Origin of the sequence: Rathayibacter sp. PhB1 (assembly GCF_004362935.1) — a bacterium.
Lineage (GTDB): Bacteria > Actinomycetota > Actinomycetes > Actinomycetales > Microbacteriaceae > Rathayibacter > Rathayibacter festucae.
Window position 1 is genome coordinate 48,247 of the sequence record NZ_SNYD01000008.1, and the last position, 16,672, is coordinate 64,918.

A 16,672-nucleotide genomic window follows, 5' to 3' on the forward strand; every position below is an offset into this window, starting at 1 on the left:
CTCGATACGCCGGCCTGCGGCCGGCTACTCGACCAGCATGATTTTCGGCACGGCACGGCACGGCACGGCACGGCATGGCACGGCACGGCATGGCAGGGCAGCGCGTGGCAGGCGCGGCAGGGCGCGGAAACGCGGCGCAGGCGCGGCAGCGGCTGCTCCTTCTCGCTGATCGAGTAGGCCGCGGAGCGGGCGTATCGAGATCCGGCGTGCCCGCGGTGGTGGGTCTCGATGCGCCGGCCTGCGGCCGGCTACTCGACTAGCATGCTCCGTGTCCTTCGGACGGGTGCTCCTCCTGGGTCAGCTCGGGAGGAGGCGGGCGATGACGGCGAGGACGTCGGCGGCCTCGCCACGGGGGCTGTCGCCGGTGGGGAGCAGGGCGGAGTTGTAGTAGAGGCCGTCGCTCAGCAGGACGATGGCGCGGGCGACCAGGGGGTCGCCGACGGCCTCGGCGACGACGGCGTACCAGCTGTCGTGGATGCGGGCGAGGCCGGCGCTCGCGCGCTCGTCGTGGCCCTGGGCCACGCGCGAGACGGCGAGGATGGTGCGGTCGAAGGGGGTGTCCGCGGCGAACGACGTGCGGATCAGGTACGGGACGACGCCCTCGTCGGACGTGCGGATCCGATCGATGTCCTCGGCGAGGCGGTCGTCGAGGCGCCCGACGAGGCCGTCGACGAGGGCGTCCTTCGAGGGGAAGTGGTAGAGCAGCCCGCCCTTGGAGACTCCGGCGGCCTTCGCGACGGCGTCGAGGGTGGCCGAGCGCTCGCCCTGCTCGATCAGCAGGGCCTCGAACGCGTCGAGGACGCGGTCGCGGGCGGGGGCGGCGGGCATGGGCTCCATCCTAGGGACGGATCTCGGTTCCGCCCCTGGCTACTGTACCGGCTGGACGGTATACTCGGTCGCGATCACCCCGTTCGAGAGAGAGCACCACTGTGTCCGCCCGCACCGCACCCGTCAGCACCGTCACGACCCCCGGCCCCGCCTCGCGCGCCGCCGTCGAGCCCGACGGTCCCCGCGTCGGGCGCCGCGCCTGGTTCGCGCTGGCCGTGCTGATGCTGCCGGTGCTGCTCGTCTCGGTCGACAACACCGTCCTCAACTTCGCGCTGCCGCTGATCGCGGAGGACCTCGGGCCCACCGGCACCGAGCTGCTCTGGATCGTCGACGCCTACCCGCTCGTGCTCGCCGGACTTCTGGTGGCGATGGGCAGCCTCGGCGACCGGGTCGGCCGGCGGAAGCTGCTTCTGATCGGCGCGGTCGGCTTCGCGGTCGTCTCGGTCGCGGCGGCCTTCGCTCCGACGGCCGGCGCGCTGATCGCCGCCCGCGCGGCGCTCGGTCTCTTCGGCGCGACGCTGATGCCGTCGACCCTCTCCCTCCTGCGCAGCCTCTTCCCGAACCGCGACCAGCGCCGGATGGCGATCGCCATCTGGGCGACCGGCTTCGCGGTCGGCTCGGCCGTCGGCCCGCTGGTCGGCGGCGTGCTGCTGGAGAACTTCCCCTGGGGCTCCGTGTTCCTGCTCGCGGTGCCGGTCCTGCTGCCGCTGGTGGTGCTCGCGCCGATCCTGGTGCCGGAGTCGCGTGACCCGAAGCCGGGCCCGGTCGACGTGGTCAGCATCGTGCTGTCGCTCGCGACGATGGCGCCGATCGTCTACGCGATCAAGTCGGCCGCCGAGCACGGGATCGACGCGGTCGCGGTGCTCTCGCTCGTGGTCGGCGTCGTGAGCGGCGTGCTCTTCGTGCGCCGGCAGCAGCGCCGCGAGGTGCCGATGCTCGACCTCTCGCTCTTCCGCCGCGGCTCGTTCAGCGCGGCGATCGTGGTCAACCTGCTCAGCGTCGTCGCGCTGGTGGGCGGTCTGTTCTTCGTCTCGCAGCACCTCCAGCTCGTGGTCGGCCTCTCGCCGCTCGAGGCGGGGCTCGTGCTGGTGCCCGGACTCGTGGTGATGATCGGCGCGGGGCTCGGCGTGGTGCCGATCGCCCGGCGGATCTCGCCGCGGATCGTCGTGCCGGCCGGACTCGTGATCTCGGCGGTGGGCTACGCGCTGCTCGCGATCGGCAGCGCGGCTCCCGGCGGCGCCTCCGCGCTGACCGTCGCGGTCTCGTTCGCCTTCCTCGGCCTCGGGATCGGCGCGGCCGAGACCGTCTCGAACGAGCTGGTGCTCGCGAACGCGCCCGCCGACAAGGCCGGGTCCGCCTCGGCGGTGTCGGAGACGGCGTACGAGCTGGGCGCGGTGCTCGGCACGGCGACGCTCGGCACGGTGCTGACCGCCGCCTACCGGAGCGGCGTGGTGCTGCCCGAGGGCCTCGACGCCGGCCAGGCGCAGCGCGCGGGGGAGACCCTGGGCGGCGCGGTCGCGGTCGCGGGCGAGATCCCGTCCGAGTCGGCGTCGAGCCTGCTCGCCTCGGCCGGTGCCGCGTTCGACGCGGGCGTCGGCTGGTCGGCCTGGATCGGCGTCGGACTGGTGCTGCTCGCCGGTGTCGTCGCGGCCTGGCGCCTGCGCCGGAGCTGACGCGGCGCGACCGGCGCGGGGACCGGCCCGAGAGTACGCTGGGCTGGTCTCCTGCCCCGCACGCTCGAGTGCTCCGCACGCCCAGTCCTCTGGACGCGCAGCACTCCGGCCCGTGCCCCCCGCACGTCTGAGGACCGCCATGACCCGCACCGTGAAGCTCGCCGTCATCCCCGGAGACGGGATCGGACCGGAGGTGATCGCCGAGGCCGTGAAGGTCCTCGACGCCGTCACCGCCGACTCCGACCTGGTGATCGAGAAGACGCCGTTCTCGCTCGGCGCCGGCCGGTTCCTCGAGACCGGCGACGTCCTCACCGACGAGGACCTCGCGTCGATCTCCGCGCACGACGCGATCCTGCTCGGCGCCGTCGGCGGCGTGCCCGGCGACCCGCGCCACAAGGACGCGAACATCGAGCGCGGGCTGCTGCTGCGCCTGCGCTTCGCGCTCGACCACTACGTGAACCTCCGCCCGACCCGCCTCTACGCGGGCGTGCCGTCGCCGCTGTCGGCGCCCGGCGAGGTCGACTTCGTCGTCGTCCGCGAGGGCACCGAGGGCCCGTACGTCGGCAACGGCGGGTCGATCCGCCAGGGGACGCCGCACGAGATCGCCAACGAGGTCTCGGTGAACACGGCCTACGGCGTCGAGCGCGTCGTCCGGCACGCCTTCGAGCTCGCCCGCAAGCGCCGTTCGAAGCTGACGCTGGTGCACAAGACGAACGTCCTGGTCTTCGCGGGCTCGCTCTGGAAGCGGCTCGTGGACGAGGTGGGGGCCACCTACGAGGACGTGGCCGTCGACTACCTCCACGTGGACGCGGCGACGATCTTCCTGGTGACCGATCCTGCTAGGTTCGACGTCATCGTCACCGACAACCTGTTCGGCGACATCCTGACCGATCTGGCCGGCGCGATCAGCGGCGGCATCGGACTCGCGGCCTCGGGCAACATCAACCCCGACGGCGCGTTCCCCAGCATGTTCGAGCCGGTCCACGGATCCGCGCCCGATATCGCCGGGAAGCAGCTCGCCGATCCGACCGCCGCGATCCTGTCGGTGGCGCTGCTGCTCGACCACCTGGGTCGCGGCGACGAGGCCGCCCGCGTGACGGCGGCCGTGACCGCCGACATCGAGTCGCGCGACGGCACCCCGCGCTCCACGGCCGCGATCGGCGACTCCGTCGTCTCGCGGCTCCGCTGACCCTCCTCTCCGGCCCCGCCCCCGGGCCCCACGCCACTCCAGGAAGAACCCCTCATGACCGACACCCTCCCCGCGCAGGACCTCGCCTTCGAGGTGACCGCCAACCCCGCGCCCCGCTCCGACGAGGAGCGCGCCCGCATCCTCGCGAACCCCGGCTTCGGGGTGCACTTCACCGACCACATGGTCGACATCCGCTGGTCGCGCGCCGGCGGCTGGGACCAGGCGCGCGTCGAGCCGTACGGCCCGATCCAGCTCGACCCGGCCGCGGCCGTGCTGCACTACGCGCAGGAGATCTTCGAGGGGATGAAGGCCTACCGCCACGCGGACGGCTCGATCTGGACCTTCCGCCCCGAGGCGAACGCGGGCCGGCTGCAGCGCTCCGCCCGCCGGCTCGCACTGCCCGAGCTGCCGACCGAGCTGTTCGTCGAGTCGCTGCGGCAGCTGATCGCGGCGGACGGCGCCTGGGTGCCGTCCGAGCCGGAGACGAGCCTGTACCTGCGGCCGTTCATGTTCGCCAAGGAGGCGTTCCTCGGCGTGCGCGCGGCCGAGGAGGTCGGCTACTACGTGATCGCGAGCCCGGCCGGCGCCTACTTCTCCGGCGGCGTGGCCCCGGTGTCGATCTGGCTGTCGACGTCCTTCGCCCGCGCGGGCAAGGGTGGCACCGGTGCGGCGAAGACCGGCGGCAACTACGCCTCGTCGCTGCTGCCGCAGCAGGAGGCGTACCAGCACGGCTGCGCGCAGGTGCTCTTCCTCGACTCGCAGGAGTCGCGCTGGATCGAGGAGCTCGGCGGCATGAACGTCGTGCTGGTGAAGAAGGACGGCACGCTCGTCACGCCGGAGTCGGACTCGATCCTCGAGGGGATCACCCGCGACAGCGTGCTGCAGCTGGCCGAGGACCGCGGTCACCGCGTGGAGCGCCGCCAGGTGTCGATCGACGAGTGGCGCGATGGGGTCGAATCCGGCGACGTGGTGGAGGTGTTCGCCTGCGGGACCGCGGCGGTCATCACGCCGATCGCCGAGCTCAAGGGCGACGGCTTCTCGGTGGGTCACGAGGGCGCGCCGGCCGGCGCGCTGACGATGTCGCTGCGCGAGGAGCTGACCGACATCCAGTACGGACGTCGCGAGGACACGCACGGCTGGATGACGAGGTTGGACTCATGAAGATCGCACGATTCGCCACGCAGCGCTCCGGAGACAACGGGGGTGCGATCCACTTCGGGATCCTGGACGAGGACGACCTGGTCGTGCTCGCCGGCGACCCGATGTTCGCGGGCTTCGAGACCACGGGGGAGCGGATCCCGCTCGCCGAGGCGAAGCTGCTCGCGCCGGTGATCCCGCGCTCGAAGGTGATCGGGATCGGCAAGAACTACTCCGACCACGCCGCCGAGATGGGCGGCGACGCCCCGGCCGAGCCGCTGATGTTCCTGAAGCCCAACACCTCGGTGATCGGGCCGGACGAGGCGATCGTGCTGCCCGAGGACAGCCAGCAGGTGGAGTTCGAGGGCGAGCTCGCGGTCGTGATCGGCGCGATCGCACGGAACGTGCGGGCGGAGGACTACGAGGACGTCGTCTTCGGCTACACGATCGCGAACGACGTCACGGCGCGCGACCTGCAGAAGTCGGACGGGCAGTGGGCGCGGGCGAAGGGCTACGACACGTTCTGCCCGATCGGGCCGGTCATCGAGACCGAGTTCGTCTGGAACGAGAGCGCGCTCGAGACGCGGGTGAACGGGCGGCGGCTGCAGTCCGGCAACACCGGCGACATGATCCACGGGGTGCCCGAGATCATCGCCTACGTCTCGCGGGTGTTCACGCTGCTGCCGGGCGACATCATCCTGACCGGGACGCCCGCGGGCGTCGGGCCGATCGCCAACGGCGACACGGTCGCGATCGACATCGAGGGCATCGGCACGCTCTTCAGCCCGGTGGTGTCCCGGGCCTGACCTTCGTCGCGAGATGCCACTTGTGCACGCTTCTCACGGCGTGTCGCGTGCACAAGTGGCATCTCGCGGTCCTTGACGGGCTCGGCTCAGTCGGCGGAGGCGCGGTCGTCGGTGACGGGGCCGTCGGTGTCGTCCGGGAGGTCGGCGTCGCCGGAGACGGTGTCACCGGCGCTGTCGCCCTCCGTGACGGTGTCGGAGACGCCGCGGTCGATGGCGGTGCCGCCGGGCGCGGCGCCCGCGGCGCTGGCGTCGGTCGCGTCCTCGCCGGGCAGCACGGTCTGGGCGCCGCCGGTGTTCGGGGTCAGGTCGGACTCCTGCTCGGGCAGGTCCTCGTTCACGTTCTCGGGCACGGGGGCTCCTCTCGTCGGTGGATCCATCGGAGCACGCGGGTGGTCGCGGGCGGCAGGGTCTTGACACGTTCCGGCGGTAGGTGGGTCTCAATACGCGCCTGCGGCGCTGCTCGACCGGCATGGTGGGGCCACCGTTGCCGACCGGCAGGATCGAGCGCGGCATCCATGCTGATCGAGTAGCCCGCGGAGCGGGCGTATCGAGATCCATCAGCGTCGGAACAGGGGTCTGCGGGCCCGCCCTTCTGAGGACGGTGGGTCTCGATACGCGCCTGCGGCGCTACTCGACCAGCATGGGTGGCCTGCGGCGCTACTCGACCAGCATGGTTGGGCTGCGGCGCTACTCGACCAGCACGGGGGCGCTCCGGCACTCTGCGACCGGCGCGGGGCGGGGCCGTGGCTTCACCGTGCTCCCCGGAGCTGTCAAGTGGAGACGCTCGACGGGGACGGAGTCGTAGCGTCGAAGCATGAGCTCGTCCCGCACGACCCGCAGTTCCGATACCACCGCCACGACCAAGAGCACTGCCACGACGACCGCCGCCGCAGAGAAGAGCCGCGCGAAGAAGACCGCCGCGAAGAAGACCGGCGCGAAGAAGATCACGCGCAGCAGCGTCGATCGGATCGCTCGCGAGGACTTCGGCTGGACGTCGCTGCTGCCGGGGCAGCGCGAGGCGATCGAGTCGGCCGCCGCGGGCCGGGACACGCTGCTCGTGCTCGCCACGGGCGGCGGCAAGTCCGCCGTCTACCAGATCGCCGGCGCCGAGCGCGGGGGCGTCGTGCTCGTCGTCTCACCGCTGGTCGCGCTGCAGGCCGACCAGCTCGCCTCGATCGAGGCCGCGCCGGCCGCGCCGCCCGCCGTCGCCATCAACTCCGCGCAGGGCGCCGCCGCCGTCGCGCGGGCCTGGGAGCGCATCGACGAGGGCGGCCCGCTGTACGTGCTGCTCGCTCCGGAGCAGCTGGCCAAGGAGGAGAACGTCGCCCGGCTCGCCGCGGCCGGCGTCTCGCTCCTGGTCGTCGACGAGGCGCACTGCGTCTCCTCCTGGGGCCACGACTTCCGCCCGGACTACCTGCGGCTGAAGGACGTCCGCAGTGCGCTGGGCGACCCGCCGGTGCTCGCGATGACGGCCACCGCCTCCCGGCCGGTGCGCGAGGAGATCATCGACCGGCTCGGCATGACCGACCCCGAAGTGCAGGTGCACGGCGTCGACCGCCCCGAGATCCGCCTCGTGGTGCACCGCCACGAGAGCGAGAACGAGAAGCGCGCGGCCGTCGCCGAGGAGGCCCGCAGCTGGACCGCTCCGGGGCTCGTCTACGTGGCCACGCGCAAGGAGACGGAGACCTACGCGGCGGAGATCGCTGCCGAGGGCCGCTCCGTCGCGGCGTACCACGCGGGGCTCAAGACGAGCGAGCGGCGTGATGTGCACCGGCAGTGGCGCGACGGCGAGCTGGACGTCGTGGTCGCCACCTCCGCCTTCGGCATGGGGATCGACCGCGGCGACGTGCGCTTCGTGCTGCACGCGACGACGTCCGAGTCGCTCGACGCGTACTACCAGGAGATCGGACGGGCCGGTCGCGACAGCGAGCCCGCGACGGCCGCGCTGCACTACCGGCTCGAGGACCTCGGGCTGCGCCGGTTCTTCGCCAAGCGCCGGGTCGAGCCGGCCGCGCTGCGCGTGGTGTGGGCGGCCGTGTCCGACAAGCCGGGCGTGCAGGTCGACGAGCTGGCGGAGGCGCTGGGCAAGTCGCCGCGCACCGTCGCGCGGCTGGTGAACGATCTGGCCGAGGCGGACCTGCTCGAGACCGACGGCGGCCTGCGGGCCGTGAGCGACGCCGGCGGGGACGACGCGGTCCGTGCGGTGAAGGAGGAGCTCTCCTCCCGCGAGCGCATCGCGGAGTCGCGGCTGTCGATGATGCGGGCCTACGCGGAGACCTCGCAGTGCCGGCGGCGCGTGCTGCTGGACTACTTCGGCGTCGAGGGGCCGGAGTGGTGCGGCAACTGCGACGGCTGCGAGCGGCACGAGGCGCGCCAGGAGGCGGCCGATGAGGCGGCGTCCGCGGCTCGCTCCGAAGCACCGCTGAGCGTCGACGAGGCCGTCGAGCACCGCGAGTGGGGTGCGGGGACCGTCATGAGCGTCGAGGACGACCGCGCGACGATCTTCTTCGAGTCCGAGGGCTACAAGGTGCTGTCGTTCGCGGCGCTGGAGTCCGGTGTGCTGCGTGAGCGCGAGGCCGTCTCGGCATAGGCGCCGACGGGGCGGGGTCTCGATACGCCGTCCTGCGGACGGCTGCTCGACCAGCGTGGAGGGCGACGTCATCAGTGCAGGAGGCGTCTCGTCCTAGAGGCGGCCTTCATGCTGATCGAGTAGCCCGCGGAGCGGGCGTATCGAGATCCACTTGCGTCAGAAGATCGGTCTGCAGACCGTCGTGCTGAGGACGGTAGGTCTCGATACGCCCCTGCGGGGCTACTCGACCAGCATGAAAGGGCAGCCGCACCGCAGTGCGACCTTTCATCGTGACGCGGGGTGCTCGATCAGCGTGAAGGGGCAGCCGCACCGAAGGTGCGACCTCCGCGCGCGGGTGCTGTCCGCGCCGAGCCCCACATGCGAGATGCCACTTGTGAGCGGGCGACACGGCGTGTCGCGCTCACAAGTGGCATCTCGCGGAGGGGGTCAGACGTTCGAGACGGCGGAGCTCACGTCGGTGGGCTTGTCGTAGTCGCCCTCGGGGATGGCGCGGAGGGCGTCGAGGACGTCGCTGTCGGCGCCCTCCTTCTCGGCGGTCTCGACGATCGTGTCCTTCGAGGCCGGGTAGTCGATCCCGGAGAGGTACTTCTGGACCTGGATCGGGTTGGGTGCATCCATCGTGCTGTCCTTTCGTCGTTCGGTCAGTGCTGGTGCTCTTCGGTGAAGAGCCGGTCGAAGGCGTCCACGCGCCGGTCGGTGACCGTCGTGGGCGTCTCGAGGTGCACGGCGCCGCTGGGGACGAGCCCCGCGCCGCCGAAGCGCTCCATGACGCGCCACTGCGCGGCGACGTCCTCGCCGCTGTGCTCCGGGGGCAGCTGCTCCCAGAAGTCGAAGCCGCCGCAGGCGACGAGCGCCTCGCGACGGTAGAGCACGCACGCGCCGAGCCAGGCGACGCGGTAGGCGCGCCAGGCGCCCTCCGGCACGTCGAGGCGGGCGGCGACGTGGGTGAGGTTCGCGGCGTTGTGCAGCGGCCAGCGCTCGAACTCCGGCGTGCCGCGCCGGATCCGCTCGGGCTGCACGCCGTCGTCCCAGGGCTCGAAGGCGGTCTGCTCGTGCGGCCGCTCGTCGCCGAGGTAGGACAGCCCCTGCACGGCCGAGCCGACGAAGCCGCAGCCGAGGCGCCCGAGTGCCTCGTGCAGCCGCGCCAGGGTGCCCGGCTCGAGCCAGACGTCGTCGTCGAGGTAGAGGACCGCCGGGGCGGTCGCGAGCGAGAGGAGGTAGTGCCGCTGCTCCGCGAGGCCGCGGCGGGGGAGGTGCCGGCGCACGAGCGGAGCGCGGCCCTGCGCGGCGAGGATCCGCAGCATCGAGACGACGGTCGGGTCCGTCTCCGTGACCGCGGCGTCCGACTGGTCGCTGACGACGACGCGGAACGGCGGGTCGTCCTGCGCCGCGAGGCCCGCGAGGGTCGCCGCCAGCTCGGCCGAGCGGCCGGCCGTCGGGATCAGGACGTCGACGGCCGGGGCCTCCGGGGGCAGGTCGCGCCCCCAGAGCCCCGACCAGCGCCGGCTGCTCACGGCGCCGACGACGAGCGGATGCGCTGGACCATCTCGGTCGTCGAGTGCTCGGAGACGTAGCCCACGGTGGTGACGGTGCCGCCGTAGGAGCGGACGACCACCGCCTCCGCGAGCATGTCGGGGGCGTAGTCGCCGCCCTTCACGTAGACGTCGGGCTGCACGCGCTCGAGCAGCGGGATCGGGGTGTCGCCGCTGAAGAGCGTGACGTAGTCGACGCAGCCCAGCTCGGCGATGACGCCCGCGCGGTCGCCCTCGGGGTTGATCGGGCGGCCCTCGCCCTTCAGCCGGCGGACGGAGTCGTCGTCGTTGACCGCGACGACCAGCACGTCGCCGAGCTCGCGCGCCTGGCGGAGGTAGGCGGTGTGGCCGCGGTGCAGCACGTCGAAGCAGCCGTTGGTGAAGACGATGCGGCGGCCGCGGCGCGCCTCCTCGGCGAGCACCTCGACCAGCCCGTCCTCGCCGAGCACGACGGCGCCGGGGGCGGCGAGCGAGGCGAGCAGGTCGTCGGCGGTGCAGACGGACGTGCCGGGGCGCTGCACGACCACGTCCGCCGCGGCCTGCGCCAGGTCGACGGCGGTCGCCAGCGAGCGGCCGGCGGCGAGGGCGAGGGTCGCGGTGGCGGCGAAGGTGTCGCCGGCTCCCGAGGCCTGCTTCTCCTCCGCGGGCTGCGCGAAGGTGCGGGAGACGGTGCCGTCGGCGTCGAGGGCGGTCGAGCCGTCGCGGTCGAGGGTGACCACGACGTGTCGGGCGCCGGAGCGCTCGCGCAGCTGGTCCGCCGCGGCGCGGACGGCGGCGGCGCGCTCGGTGCCGCGGCCGAGCGGGGTGCCGAGGAGCCGCTCCGCCTCCTTCGCGTTCGGGGTGACCAGGTCGGGCGCCGCGAAGGCCCAGTCGGCGAGCTCGTGCGCGTCGATCACGAGGAGGCCGGGGCGCTGAGCGGCGAGCACGCGCTCGACGGCCTCGCGGAGGATCCCGGAGCCGTAGTCGCAGACCAGCACGGCGTCGGCGCCGTCGGCCGCGCGGACGGCGGCCTCGGCGAGCTCGGCCAGCTCGGGGTCGGACGGGCGGTGCGGTCCGGAGTCGACGCGCAGCATCACGCTGTCGCCGCCGACGACGCGGGTCTTGATCGTGGTCGCGGCGTCGCTCCGGACGATCGCGCCGGTGTCCAGGCCCGCGCGCTCGAGCGCGGCGAGGAGGCGGTCGCCCTCGGGGTCGCGGCCGGCGACTCCGACCGTGCGGACCACGGCGCCGAGCGCGCAGAGGTTCGCCGCGGTGTTGGCCGCGCCCCCGGCGACGTCGACGACGTCCTCGAGGCGCAGCACCGGGGCGGGCGCCTCGCGGGTCACCCGCTCGGCCTCGCCGAGCCACCAGGAGTCGAGGATGAGGTCGCCGACCACGGCGACGACCGGCGGCCGCTCGCGCACGTGCGCGACCAGCGCGCTCGCCCGCTGGAGCGCGGAGCCCTCGAGGCTCATCGCCCGGCGCCGGGGAGGACGGGGAGGCCGAAGTGCACGACCGTGGTGGTGGTCATCTCGTCCAGCAGCTCCGGGCCGTAGCCGAAGCCCGAGCCGCTGGTGCCGCGGGGCTGGGCGCTGCCGCCGGGGGCGCCGCCGAAGACGCCGTTGATCTTGACGGTGCCGACCGGGAGGGTCGCCGCGGCGCGGTGCGCGTGCTCCATGTCGGCGGTGAGGACGGTGGCCGCGAGGCCGTAGGGACCGGCGGCGGCGCGGGTGAGCGCCTCGTCGAAGTCGTCGACGACGAGGACGGGGGCGACGGGGCCGAAGGTCTCCTCGGTCATCACCAGCATCTCGTCGGTGCAGTCGGCGAGGACGGTCGCGGGGTAGAAGGTGCCGTCGCCGGGCTCGCCACCGGTGAGGACGCGGGCGCCGTCGCGGACGGCGGAGGTGACGTGCTCGTGCACGGCGTCGCGCATCCGCGCGTCGACCAGGCGGGGGAGCGGGCCGTCGCGCCAGCGCTCGGCCTCGACGACCAGCGCGGCGGTGAAGGCCTCGGCGACGTCGCGGTGCACGTAGATCCGCTCGACGGAGGTGCAGATCTGGCCGGCGTTGGCGAAGGCGCCGAGGGCGGCCTGCTCGGCGGCCCAGACCGGGTCGACGTCGCGGTCGACGACGAGCGCGTCGTTGCCGCCGTTCTCGAGGATGGTGTGCGCGCCGGTGACGGCGGCGATCCGGGCCAGGGTTCGGCCGGTGGCGGTCGAGCCGACGTGCGCGAGGACGTCGACGCCGTCGGTGCGGGCCAGGGCGTCGCCCACGGCGCCGTCGCCCTCGACGAGGGTCAGCACGCCCTCGGGCAGGGCCTCGGCGAGCAGGCGGGTGAAGAGCGCGCCGGTGCCGGGGCTGCGCTCGCTGGGCTTGTGCACGACGACGTCGCCGGAGACGATCGCGGCGCCGAGCATGCCGGCGGCGACGGCGACCGGGTCGTTCCAGGGGGTGAGCGCGAGGACCACGCCGCGCGGGTGCGGCAGGGCGAGGTCGACGTTGAGGGCGCCGCCGCGCAGGCTCTTGCCGCGGTGCAGGGGGCCGAGCTCGGCGTACTGCAGCAGGGTGTCGACGCCGGCTCGGACGCCGCCGAGGGCGTCACCGGCGGGCTTGCCGGTCTCCTCGGTGTTGAGGTCGGCGAGCTCCTGCTCGCGGGCGGCCACGCGGTGGGCGGCGGCGCGCAGCAGGGCGCCGCGCTCGGCGGGCGCGGTGGCGGCCCAGGCGGGGAAGGCGGCGCGGGCGCGGGAGACGGCGTCGGCGGCGAGGTCGGCGGTGGCGCCGGTCGTGCCGGCGGCGGGGGTCGCGGTGTCGATGGTCACGGTCACCTCTCGGTCGGAGGCGTCCGCAGGGGTCGCGGACGCGCGTGCAGACGTCCGGTACCCGCGCGGCGGCGGCTCAAACGGATCGGGCCGCTCGACATCGGCTGAGAAGGGTGGGATATCCATGCTGATCGAGTAGCCCGCGTTGCGGGCGGATCGAGATCCACCACTGTCAGAAGTGGGGTCTGCAGACTCGCCGTGCTGGGGACGGGGGGTCTCGATACGCCCCTGCGGGGCTACTCGACCAGCATGTGCGCAAGCGTCTCTTCCAAGGAGATCCACCCATTGCTGAAAGACGGGTCCGGAGATCCGCCCTGCTGGGGACGGTGGGTCTCGATACGCCCCTGCGGGGCTACTCGACCAGCATGTTCCTGTGAGCGGGCGATTCTTCTGGGCTCCGATTGCGGTCACGGGACATCCATGCTGATCGAGTAGCCCGCGCAGCGGGCGTATCGAGATCCGCCGCTGTCAGAAGTGGGGTCTGCAGAATCTCCGTGCTGGCCACGGTGGGTCTCGATACGCCCCTGCGGGGCTACTCGACCAGCATGTGGGGGACGCCGACCATGTCCGCTGATGTCGCGCGGTCGCGGCGGGGGTCAGGCGGGGCCGAGGCGGGTGACGGCGGAGGTGATGGCGGGGGTGGTCTCGCCGTCGGGCCAGCGGAGGGTGACGCCCTCGCCGGGGACGACGCGGCCGATGGCGGCGGTCGTCGTGTGCGGCGTGCTCATGCGGGAGGCGCCGGGGCGGTCGGCGGTGAGCATCGCGAAGCCGGGGAAGCAGGAGAGCCAGTCGGCCAGGCCCGCGGCGGCGGGGCGGGGGATCGCGGCGACCTCGAGCTCGGCGCCCGCGCCGGACGCCTCGGCGAGCATGCCGACGGTGCCGACGAGGCCGGCCATGCTGACGTCCTTCGCGCCGTCGGGTGCGGCGGTGCCGACGCTCGCGGCAAGCGCGCGGAGCACCTCCGGTGAGCGGCCCGAGGTCGAGTCCCACTGCAGCCCGGCGTAGCCCGGGCGCCAGCCGCCGGCGAGGTCGGCGGTCAGGCTCAGCTCGTGCCCGACCGGGGCGCTGCCCGGGACCAGGCGCGCGGTGCGGCCGAGGCCGGTGACGGAGAGCGCGGCCGGGACGCCGAGCTGCGTGTGCCCGCCGAGCAGCGGGACGCCCCAGGCCTCGGCGCCGGCGCGCAGTCCGCGGAGGACGCGGGCGGCGAAGGAGGCGTCGCGTGCCCCGACCGCGTCGAGCAGGCCGACCGGATCCGTGCCCATCGCCGTGAGGTCGTTGACGTTGACGAGCACCGAGCACCAGCCGGCCCACTCCGGATCGCGCTCGACCATCGAGGGGACGATCGCGTCGCAGACGGCGACGAGGTCGGAGCCGGGGACGGGGGCGCCGTCGTCGCCGCGGAAGCCCGGGCCGCCGAGCTGGCCGGTGAAGGCGTCGAGCAGTGGACCGAGGGCCGCCTTGGCACCGCGGGCGAGCCGGTCGAAGCGGTCGATCGGCCAGCGCATCCGCACGTGGGGAGTCCCCGCGACCTCGACGGCGCCGAGCCGGTCCCAGCCGAGCCGGCGGAAGAGCACCTCGTTCTGCGTCTGCACCGTCGCCTCGAAGCGGATCACGCCGCGCGCCTCGGCCTCGGCGCAGGCGGCGCGCACCAGCGCGGCGCCGATGCCGGCACCGCCTCGGGCGCTGCGGCGGACGACCAGGCGGCTGCCGGTCCACCAGCCGAGATCCTGCTCGAGCGCGGGCGCGATCCGCACCCCGCCGAGCACGCCGTCGGCCGAGCGGGCCACCAGCACGACGGTGCGCGGATCCTCGTCGAGCGCGTCGCGGTCGTCCGCATCGAAGAGGCCCTGCTCACCGACGAAGACCTCGCGGCGCAGCGCGCGGTAGGCGGCCACCTCGGCCGGGTCCGCGACGACGACCACGAAGGCCTCGCGGGCGGCCGGCGCGACCGCCCGGACCCCCTCGAGGATCGAGAGCTCCATCAGGCGCCGGCGGTCTTCAGCACGCCGCAGGCGCCGCAAGCCGCGCAGCCCGCCTTCTGCCCGGACGAGAGCATCCCGGCGGCGATCAGCAGCGCGGCGACCTGCTCGCTGACCTTCTCCAGCAGCGAGCCGGCCGGCGGCAGGACGTGGTCCACCTCCGTCGCGAGCGTCCCCTTGAGCGGCCGGAACGGCACCACGAACGGGTAGATCCCGCGCTCGATCAGCTCGCCGGCGCTGGCGACCAGCTCGTCCGGGTCCTCGCCGAGGCCGACGAGCAGGTAGGTCGAGACCTGGTTGCGGCCGAAGATCCGCACCGCCTCGTCCCAGGCCTCCCAGTACTTCGCGGTCGAGACGCGCGCCTTGCCGGGGGTCCAGCGTCGGCGGATGTCGTCGTCCATCGACTCGATGTGGATGCCGATCGAGAGGGCGCCGGCGTCCTTGAGCTCCTGCAGGGCGGCGAGGTCCTCCGGCGGCTCGCACTGCACCTGGATCGGCAGCCCGGGGACGGCCTGGAGCACCGCGCGGACGCAGCGGGCGAGGTGCCGGGCCCCCCGGTCGCGGCCCTTCGAGGTGCCGGTGGTCATCACCATCTGGCGGATGCCGTCGAGCCGGGCGGCCGCCTCGGCGACCTCGGCGAGCTGCGCCGGGGTCTTCACCGCGATGGTCGAGTCGTTGGCGAGCGAGGCCTCGATCGCGCAGAAGCGGCAGCGCTCGGCCTCGTCGTAGCGCATGCAGGTCTGCACGACGGTGGTGGCCAGGATGTTCCGGCCGTGCAGGCGGGCGATCTTCTCGTAGGAGACGCCGTCGGCGGTGCTCAGGTCGTAGAAGCGCGGGCGCTTCACCGGCTCGACGTCGAGGCCGATGTCGGCGCCGTCGAGCAGGAGGCGTCCGTTGGTCACGGCGTAGGGGCTCTTCGGGTTCACCGGGATGGCGGCGCCGAGGCCGCCGAGCATCACGTGCCCGTCGTCGCTCGGGCCGGCGCCGGCCTCGCGGTGCACGGGGGCGTCGACGCGGATGCCCTGGAGGGCGATGTCGACGCGGGTGCGCAGGGCGGAGGAGCCGGTGCGGCGGACGGGGGCGGAGCCGCAGGCGTCAGGGCCGCAGGAGGAGTCGGCGGAGTCGGAGGGGGCGGGATCGGCGGTGCGGAGGCGGGGCGTCTGCAGATCGGTCATGGTGCTCCTCGGAGTCTCGAGTCGAGCGGTGCGCGACGGCGGAGTCCGACGTCGTGAGCCTCCATTAGGTCAACGCGGTGTTTCGGAGCGATGACATCGGGAACGCGATCGTGTTACATCCGACGGCGGACTCGGCGCCCACCCGATGCCCGCCCGGCGTCACGCAGGCTTCTTCTGGCCGAAACCACTCCGAAACACGAGCGGCCTTGACTGGACGCAGTCGGGACGAACGCTCCCGACCCGGCCCCGTCGCTCCGCTCGTCCTCGCACCGCCCCGAGCGACGCCGGCCTCTGCATCACAGCACCGCCCGTTCCACCCGGCACTCCTGTCCCTGCACCACTCGCTCGCGCCCCGCCCGGCGCGCTCCTCACCGAACCCCGGAGGTTCTCATGACCGACGACCAGACCACCCCCGCCGACCACAGCACCGACGACCAGGCCTCGATCGAGGAGCAGATCAGCGCCAACATCGAGAAGTCGCGCTCCGAGATCGCGCACCCCTCACTGCCCAAGGGCAGCAACCTCTACGGCTCCACCAAGGTGTTCCCCGACTACCAGGCCGAGCCCGGCCAGTCCTACTTCACGCTCGTGCACGGCATCGCGCACGAGTCCTCGGTCAGCTTCGTCGCGATCCTGCAGGCGACCCGCGCGGCGCGCAAGGGCTTCGAGTCGGCCGTCTACTTCTACGGCCCCGGCACGATCAACGCGATGGCCACCCGCGGCTTCCCGACGGTCGGCGACTCCGGCTTCCCGGGCGAGCAGAACATCAACGACGCCCTGAAGACCTTCATCGACGAGGGCAACCGCGTCTTCGTCTGCCGCTTCGGCATGGCGCTGCACGGCCTGCGCGAGGAGGACCTGATCGAGGGCACCATCCCGTGCCACCCGCTCGACGTCCAGGACGCCGTCATCCACTACGCCCGCAAGGGCGCCATCATCAACTCGACCTACAACCTCTAGGCGCCC

Annotated in this window: 14 protein-coding genes; 6 read left to right on the top strand and 8 right to left on the bottom strand. The window is 73.4% G+C overall.

The window, feature by feature from the left end:
- Positions 1-297: 297 nt before the first annotated feature.
- Positions 298-828 (bottom strand): TetR/AcrR family transcriptional regulator, encoded by a 531-nt coding sequence (locus EDF17_RS17530; RefSeq protein WP_123447970.1) that lies wholly within the window; start codon positions 826-828, stop codon positions 298-300.
- 101 nt (positions 829-929) lie between these two features.
- Here EDF17_RS17530 and EDF17_RS17535 point away from each other — a divergent pair, with 101 nt between their 5' ends.
- From EDF17_RS17535 to EDF17_RS17550, 4 genes are all read left to right on the top strand, one after another.
- A complete protein-coding gene (locus tag EDF17_RS17535; protein WP_243732954.1) occupies positions 930-2,501 on the top strand; it encodes an MFS transporter in 1,572 nt (523 codons plus the stop codon).
- Between the two features lie 139 nt (positions 2,502-2,640).
- Positions 2,641-3,690 (top strand): 3-isopropylmalate dehydrogenase, encoded by a 1,050-nt coding sequence (locus EDF17_RS17540; RefSeq protein ID WP_123447969.1) that lies wholly within the window; start codon positions 2,641-2,643, stop codon positions 3,688-3,690.
- A 54-nt stretch (positions 3,691-3,744) separates the two neighbouring features.
- The gene (locus tag EDF17_RS17545; protein WP_123447968.1) at positions 3,745-4,851 is read left to right on the top strand and encodes a branched-chain amino acid aminotransferase; all 1,107 of its coding nucleotides are present in this window, start codon (positions 3,745-3,747) and stop codon (positions 4,849-4,851) included.
- A complete protein-coding gene (locus tag EDF17_RS17550) occupies positions 4,848-5,633 on the top strand; it encodes a fumarylacetoacetate hydrolase family protein (RefSeq protein WP_123447967.1) in 786 nt (261 codons plus the stop codon). Before EDF17_RS17545 ends, EDF17_RS17550 begins: the two co-directional genes overlap by 4 nt.
- Positions 5,634-5,719: 86 nt before the next feature.
- On the opposite strand, the gene EDF17_RS17555 is transcribed toward EDF17_RS17550, so the two are convergent.
- Complete coding sequence (locus EDF17_RS17555; RefSeq protein WP_123447966.1) at positions 5,720-5,983, bottom strand: hypothetical protein; 264 nt, start codon at positions 5,981-5,983, stop codon at positions 5,720-5,722.
- A gap of 464 nt (positions 5,984-6,447) precedes the next feature.
- Here EDF17_RS17555 and EDF17_RS17560 point away from each other — a divergent pair, with 464 nt between their 5' ends.
- Positions 6,448-8,223 carry a RecQ family ATP-dependent DNA helicase gene (locus EDF17_RS17560; protein ID WP_123447965.1) on the top strand — a complete coding sequence of 592 codons (1,776 nt, stop codon included), beginning with the start codon at positions 6,448-6,450 and terminating at the stop codon, positions 8,221-8,223.
- Positions 8,224-8,649: 426 nt separating this feature from the next.
- Here EDF17_RS17560 and EDF17_RS17565 read toward each other — a convergent pair whose 3' ends face one another.
- From EDF17_RS17565 to EDF17_RS17590, 6 genes are all read right to left on the bottom strand, one after another.
- Positions 8,650-8,841, bottom strand: a complete 192-nt coding sequence (locus tag EDF17_RS17565) for a DUF2795 domain-containing protein (protein WP_123447964.1) — start codon at positions 8,839-8,841, stop codon at positions 8,650-8,652.
- A gap of 23 nt (positions 8,842-8,864) precedes the next feature.
- A complete protein-coding gene (locus EDF17_RS17570; RefSeq protein ID WP_208110641.1) occupies positions 8,865-9,737 on the bottom strand; it encodes a glycosyltransferase family 2 protein in 873 nt (290 codons plus the stop codon).
- The gene (rfaE2, locus tag EDF17_RS17575) at positions 9,734-11,209 is read right to left on the bottom strand and encodes a D-glycero-beta-D-manno-heptose 1-phosphate adenylyltransferase (protein WP_123447963.1); all 1,476 of its coding nucleotides are present in this window, start codon (positions 11,207-11,209) and stop codon (positions 9,734-9,736) included. The genes EDF17_RS17570 and rfaE2 overlap by 4 nt, the downstream gene beginning before the upstream one ends.
- Positions 11,206-12,546, bottom strand: a complete 1,341-nt coding sequence (locus EDF17_RS17580) for an aldehyde dehydrogenase family protein (RefSeq protein ID WP_243732963.1) — start codon at positions 12,544-12,546, stop codon at positions 11,206-11,208. The genes rfaE2 and EDF17_RS17580 overlap by 4 nt, the downstream gene beginning before the upstream one ends.
- Before the next feature lie 602 nt (positions 12,547-13,148).
- Positions 13,149-14,534 carry an MSMEG_0567/sll0787 family protein gene (locus EDF17_RS17585; protein ID WP_123447961.1) on the bottom strand — a complete coding sequence of 462 codons (1,386 nt, stop codon included), beginning with the start codon at positions 14,532-14,534 and terminating at the stop codon, positions 13,149-13,151.
- Positions 14,534-15,706 (bottom strand): MSMEG_0568 family radical SAM protein, encoded by a 1,173-nt coding sequence (locus tag EDF17_RS17590; protein WP_123447960.1) that lies wholly within the window; start codon positions 15,704-15,706, stop codon positions 14,534-14,536. Before EDF17_RS17590 ends, EDF17_RS17585 begins: the two co-directional genes overlap by 1 nt.
- Positions 15,707-16,096: 390 nt before the next feature.
- On the opposite strand from EDF17_RS17590, the gene EDF17_RS17595 reads away from it, so the two are divergent.
- The gene (locus EDF17_RS17595; RefSeq protein ID WP_123447959.1) at positions 16,097-16,666 is read left to right on the top strand and encodes an MSMEG_0572/Sll0783 family nitrogen starvation response protein; all 570 of its coding nucleotides are present in this window, start codon (positions 16,097-16,099) and stop codon (positions 16,664-16,666) included.
- Positions 16,667-16,672: the final 6 nt, after the last annotated feature.

What these genes read in the sequence shown, in the direction of transcription:
- EDF17_RS17530 (WP_123447970.1), bottom strand. Translation starts at nt 828, where the DNA reads ATGCCCGCCGCCCCCGCCCGCGACCGCGTCCTCGACGCGTTCGAGGCC.
- EDF17_RS17540 (WP_123447969.1), top strand. Translation starts at nt 2,641, where the DNA reads ATGACCCGCACCGTGAAGCTCGCCGTCATCCCCGGAGACGGGATCGGA.
- EDF17_RS17545 (WP_123447968.1), top strand. Translation starts at nt 3,745, where the DNA reads ATGACCGACACCCTCCCCGCGCAGGACCTCGCCTTCGAGGTGACCGCC.
- EDF17_RS17550 (WP_123447967.1), top strand. Translation starts at nt 4,848, where the DNA reads ATGAAGATCGCACGATTCGCCACGCAGCGCTCCGGAGACAACGGGGGT.
- EDF17_RS17560 (WP_123447965.1), top strand. Translation starts at nt 6,448, where the DNA reads ATGAGCTCGTCCCGCACGACCCGCAGTTCCGATACCACCGCCACGACC.
- EDF17_RS17565 (WP_123447964.1), bottom strand. Translation starts at nt 8,841, where the DNA reads ATGGATGCACCCAACCCGATCCAGGTCCAGAAGTACCTCTCCGGGATC.
- rfaE2 (WP_123447963.1), bottom strand. Translation starts at nt 11,209, where the DNA reads ATGAGCCTCGAGGGCTCCGCGCTCCAGCGGGCGAGCGCGCTGGTCGCG.
- EDF17_RS17585 (WP_123447961.1), bottom strand. Translation starts at nt 14,534, where the DNA reads ATGGAGCTCTCGATCCTCGAGGGGGTCCGGGCGGTCGCGCCGGCCGCC.
- EDF17_RS17590 (WP_123447960.1), bottom strand. Translation starts at nt 15,706, where the DNA reads ATGACCGATCTGCAGACGCCCCGCCTCCGCACCGCCGATCCCGCCCCC.
- EDF17_RS17595 (WP_123447959.1), top strand. Translation starts at nt 16,097, where the DNA reads ATGACCGACGACCAGACCACCCCCGCCGACCACAGCACCGACGACCAG.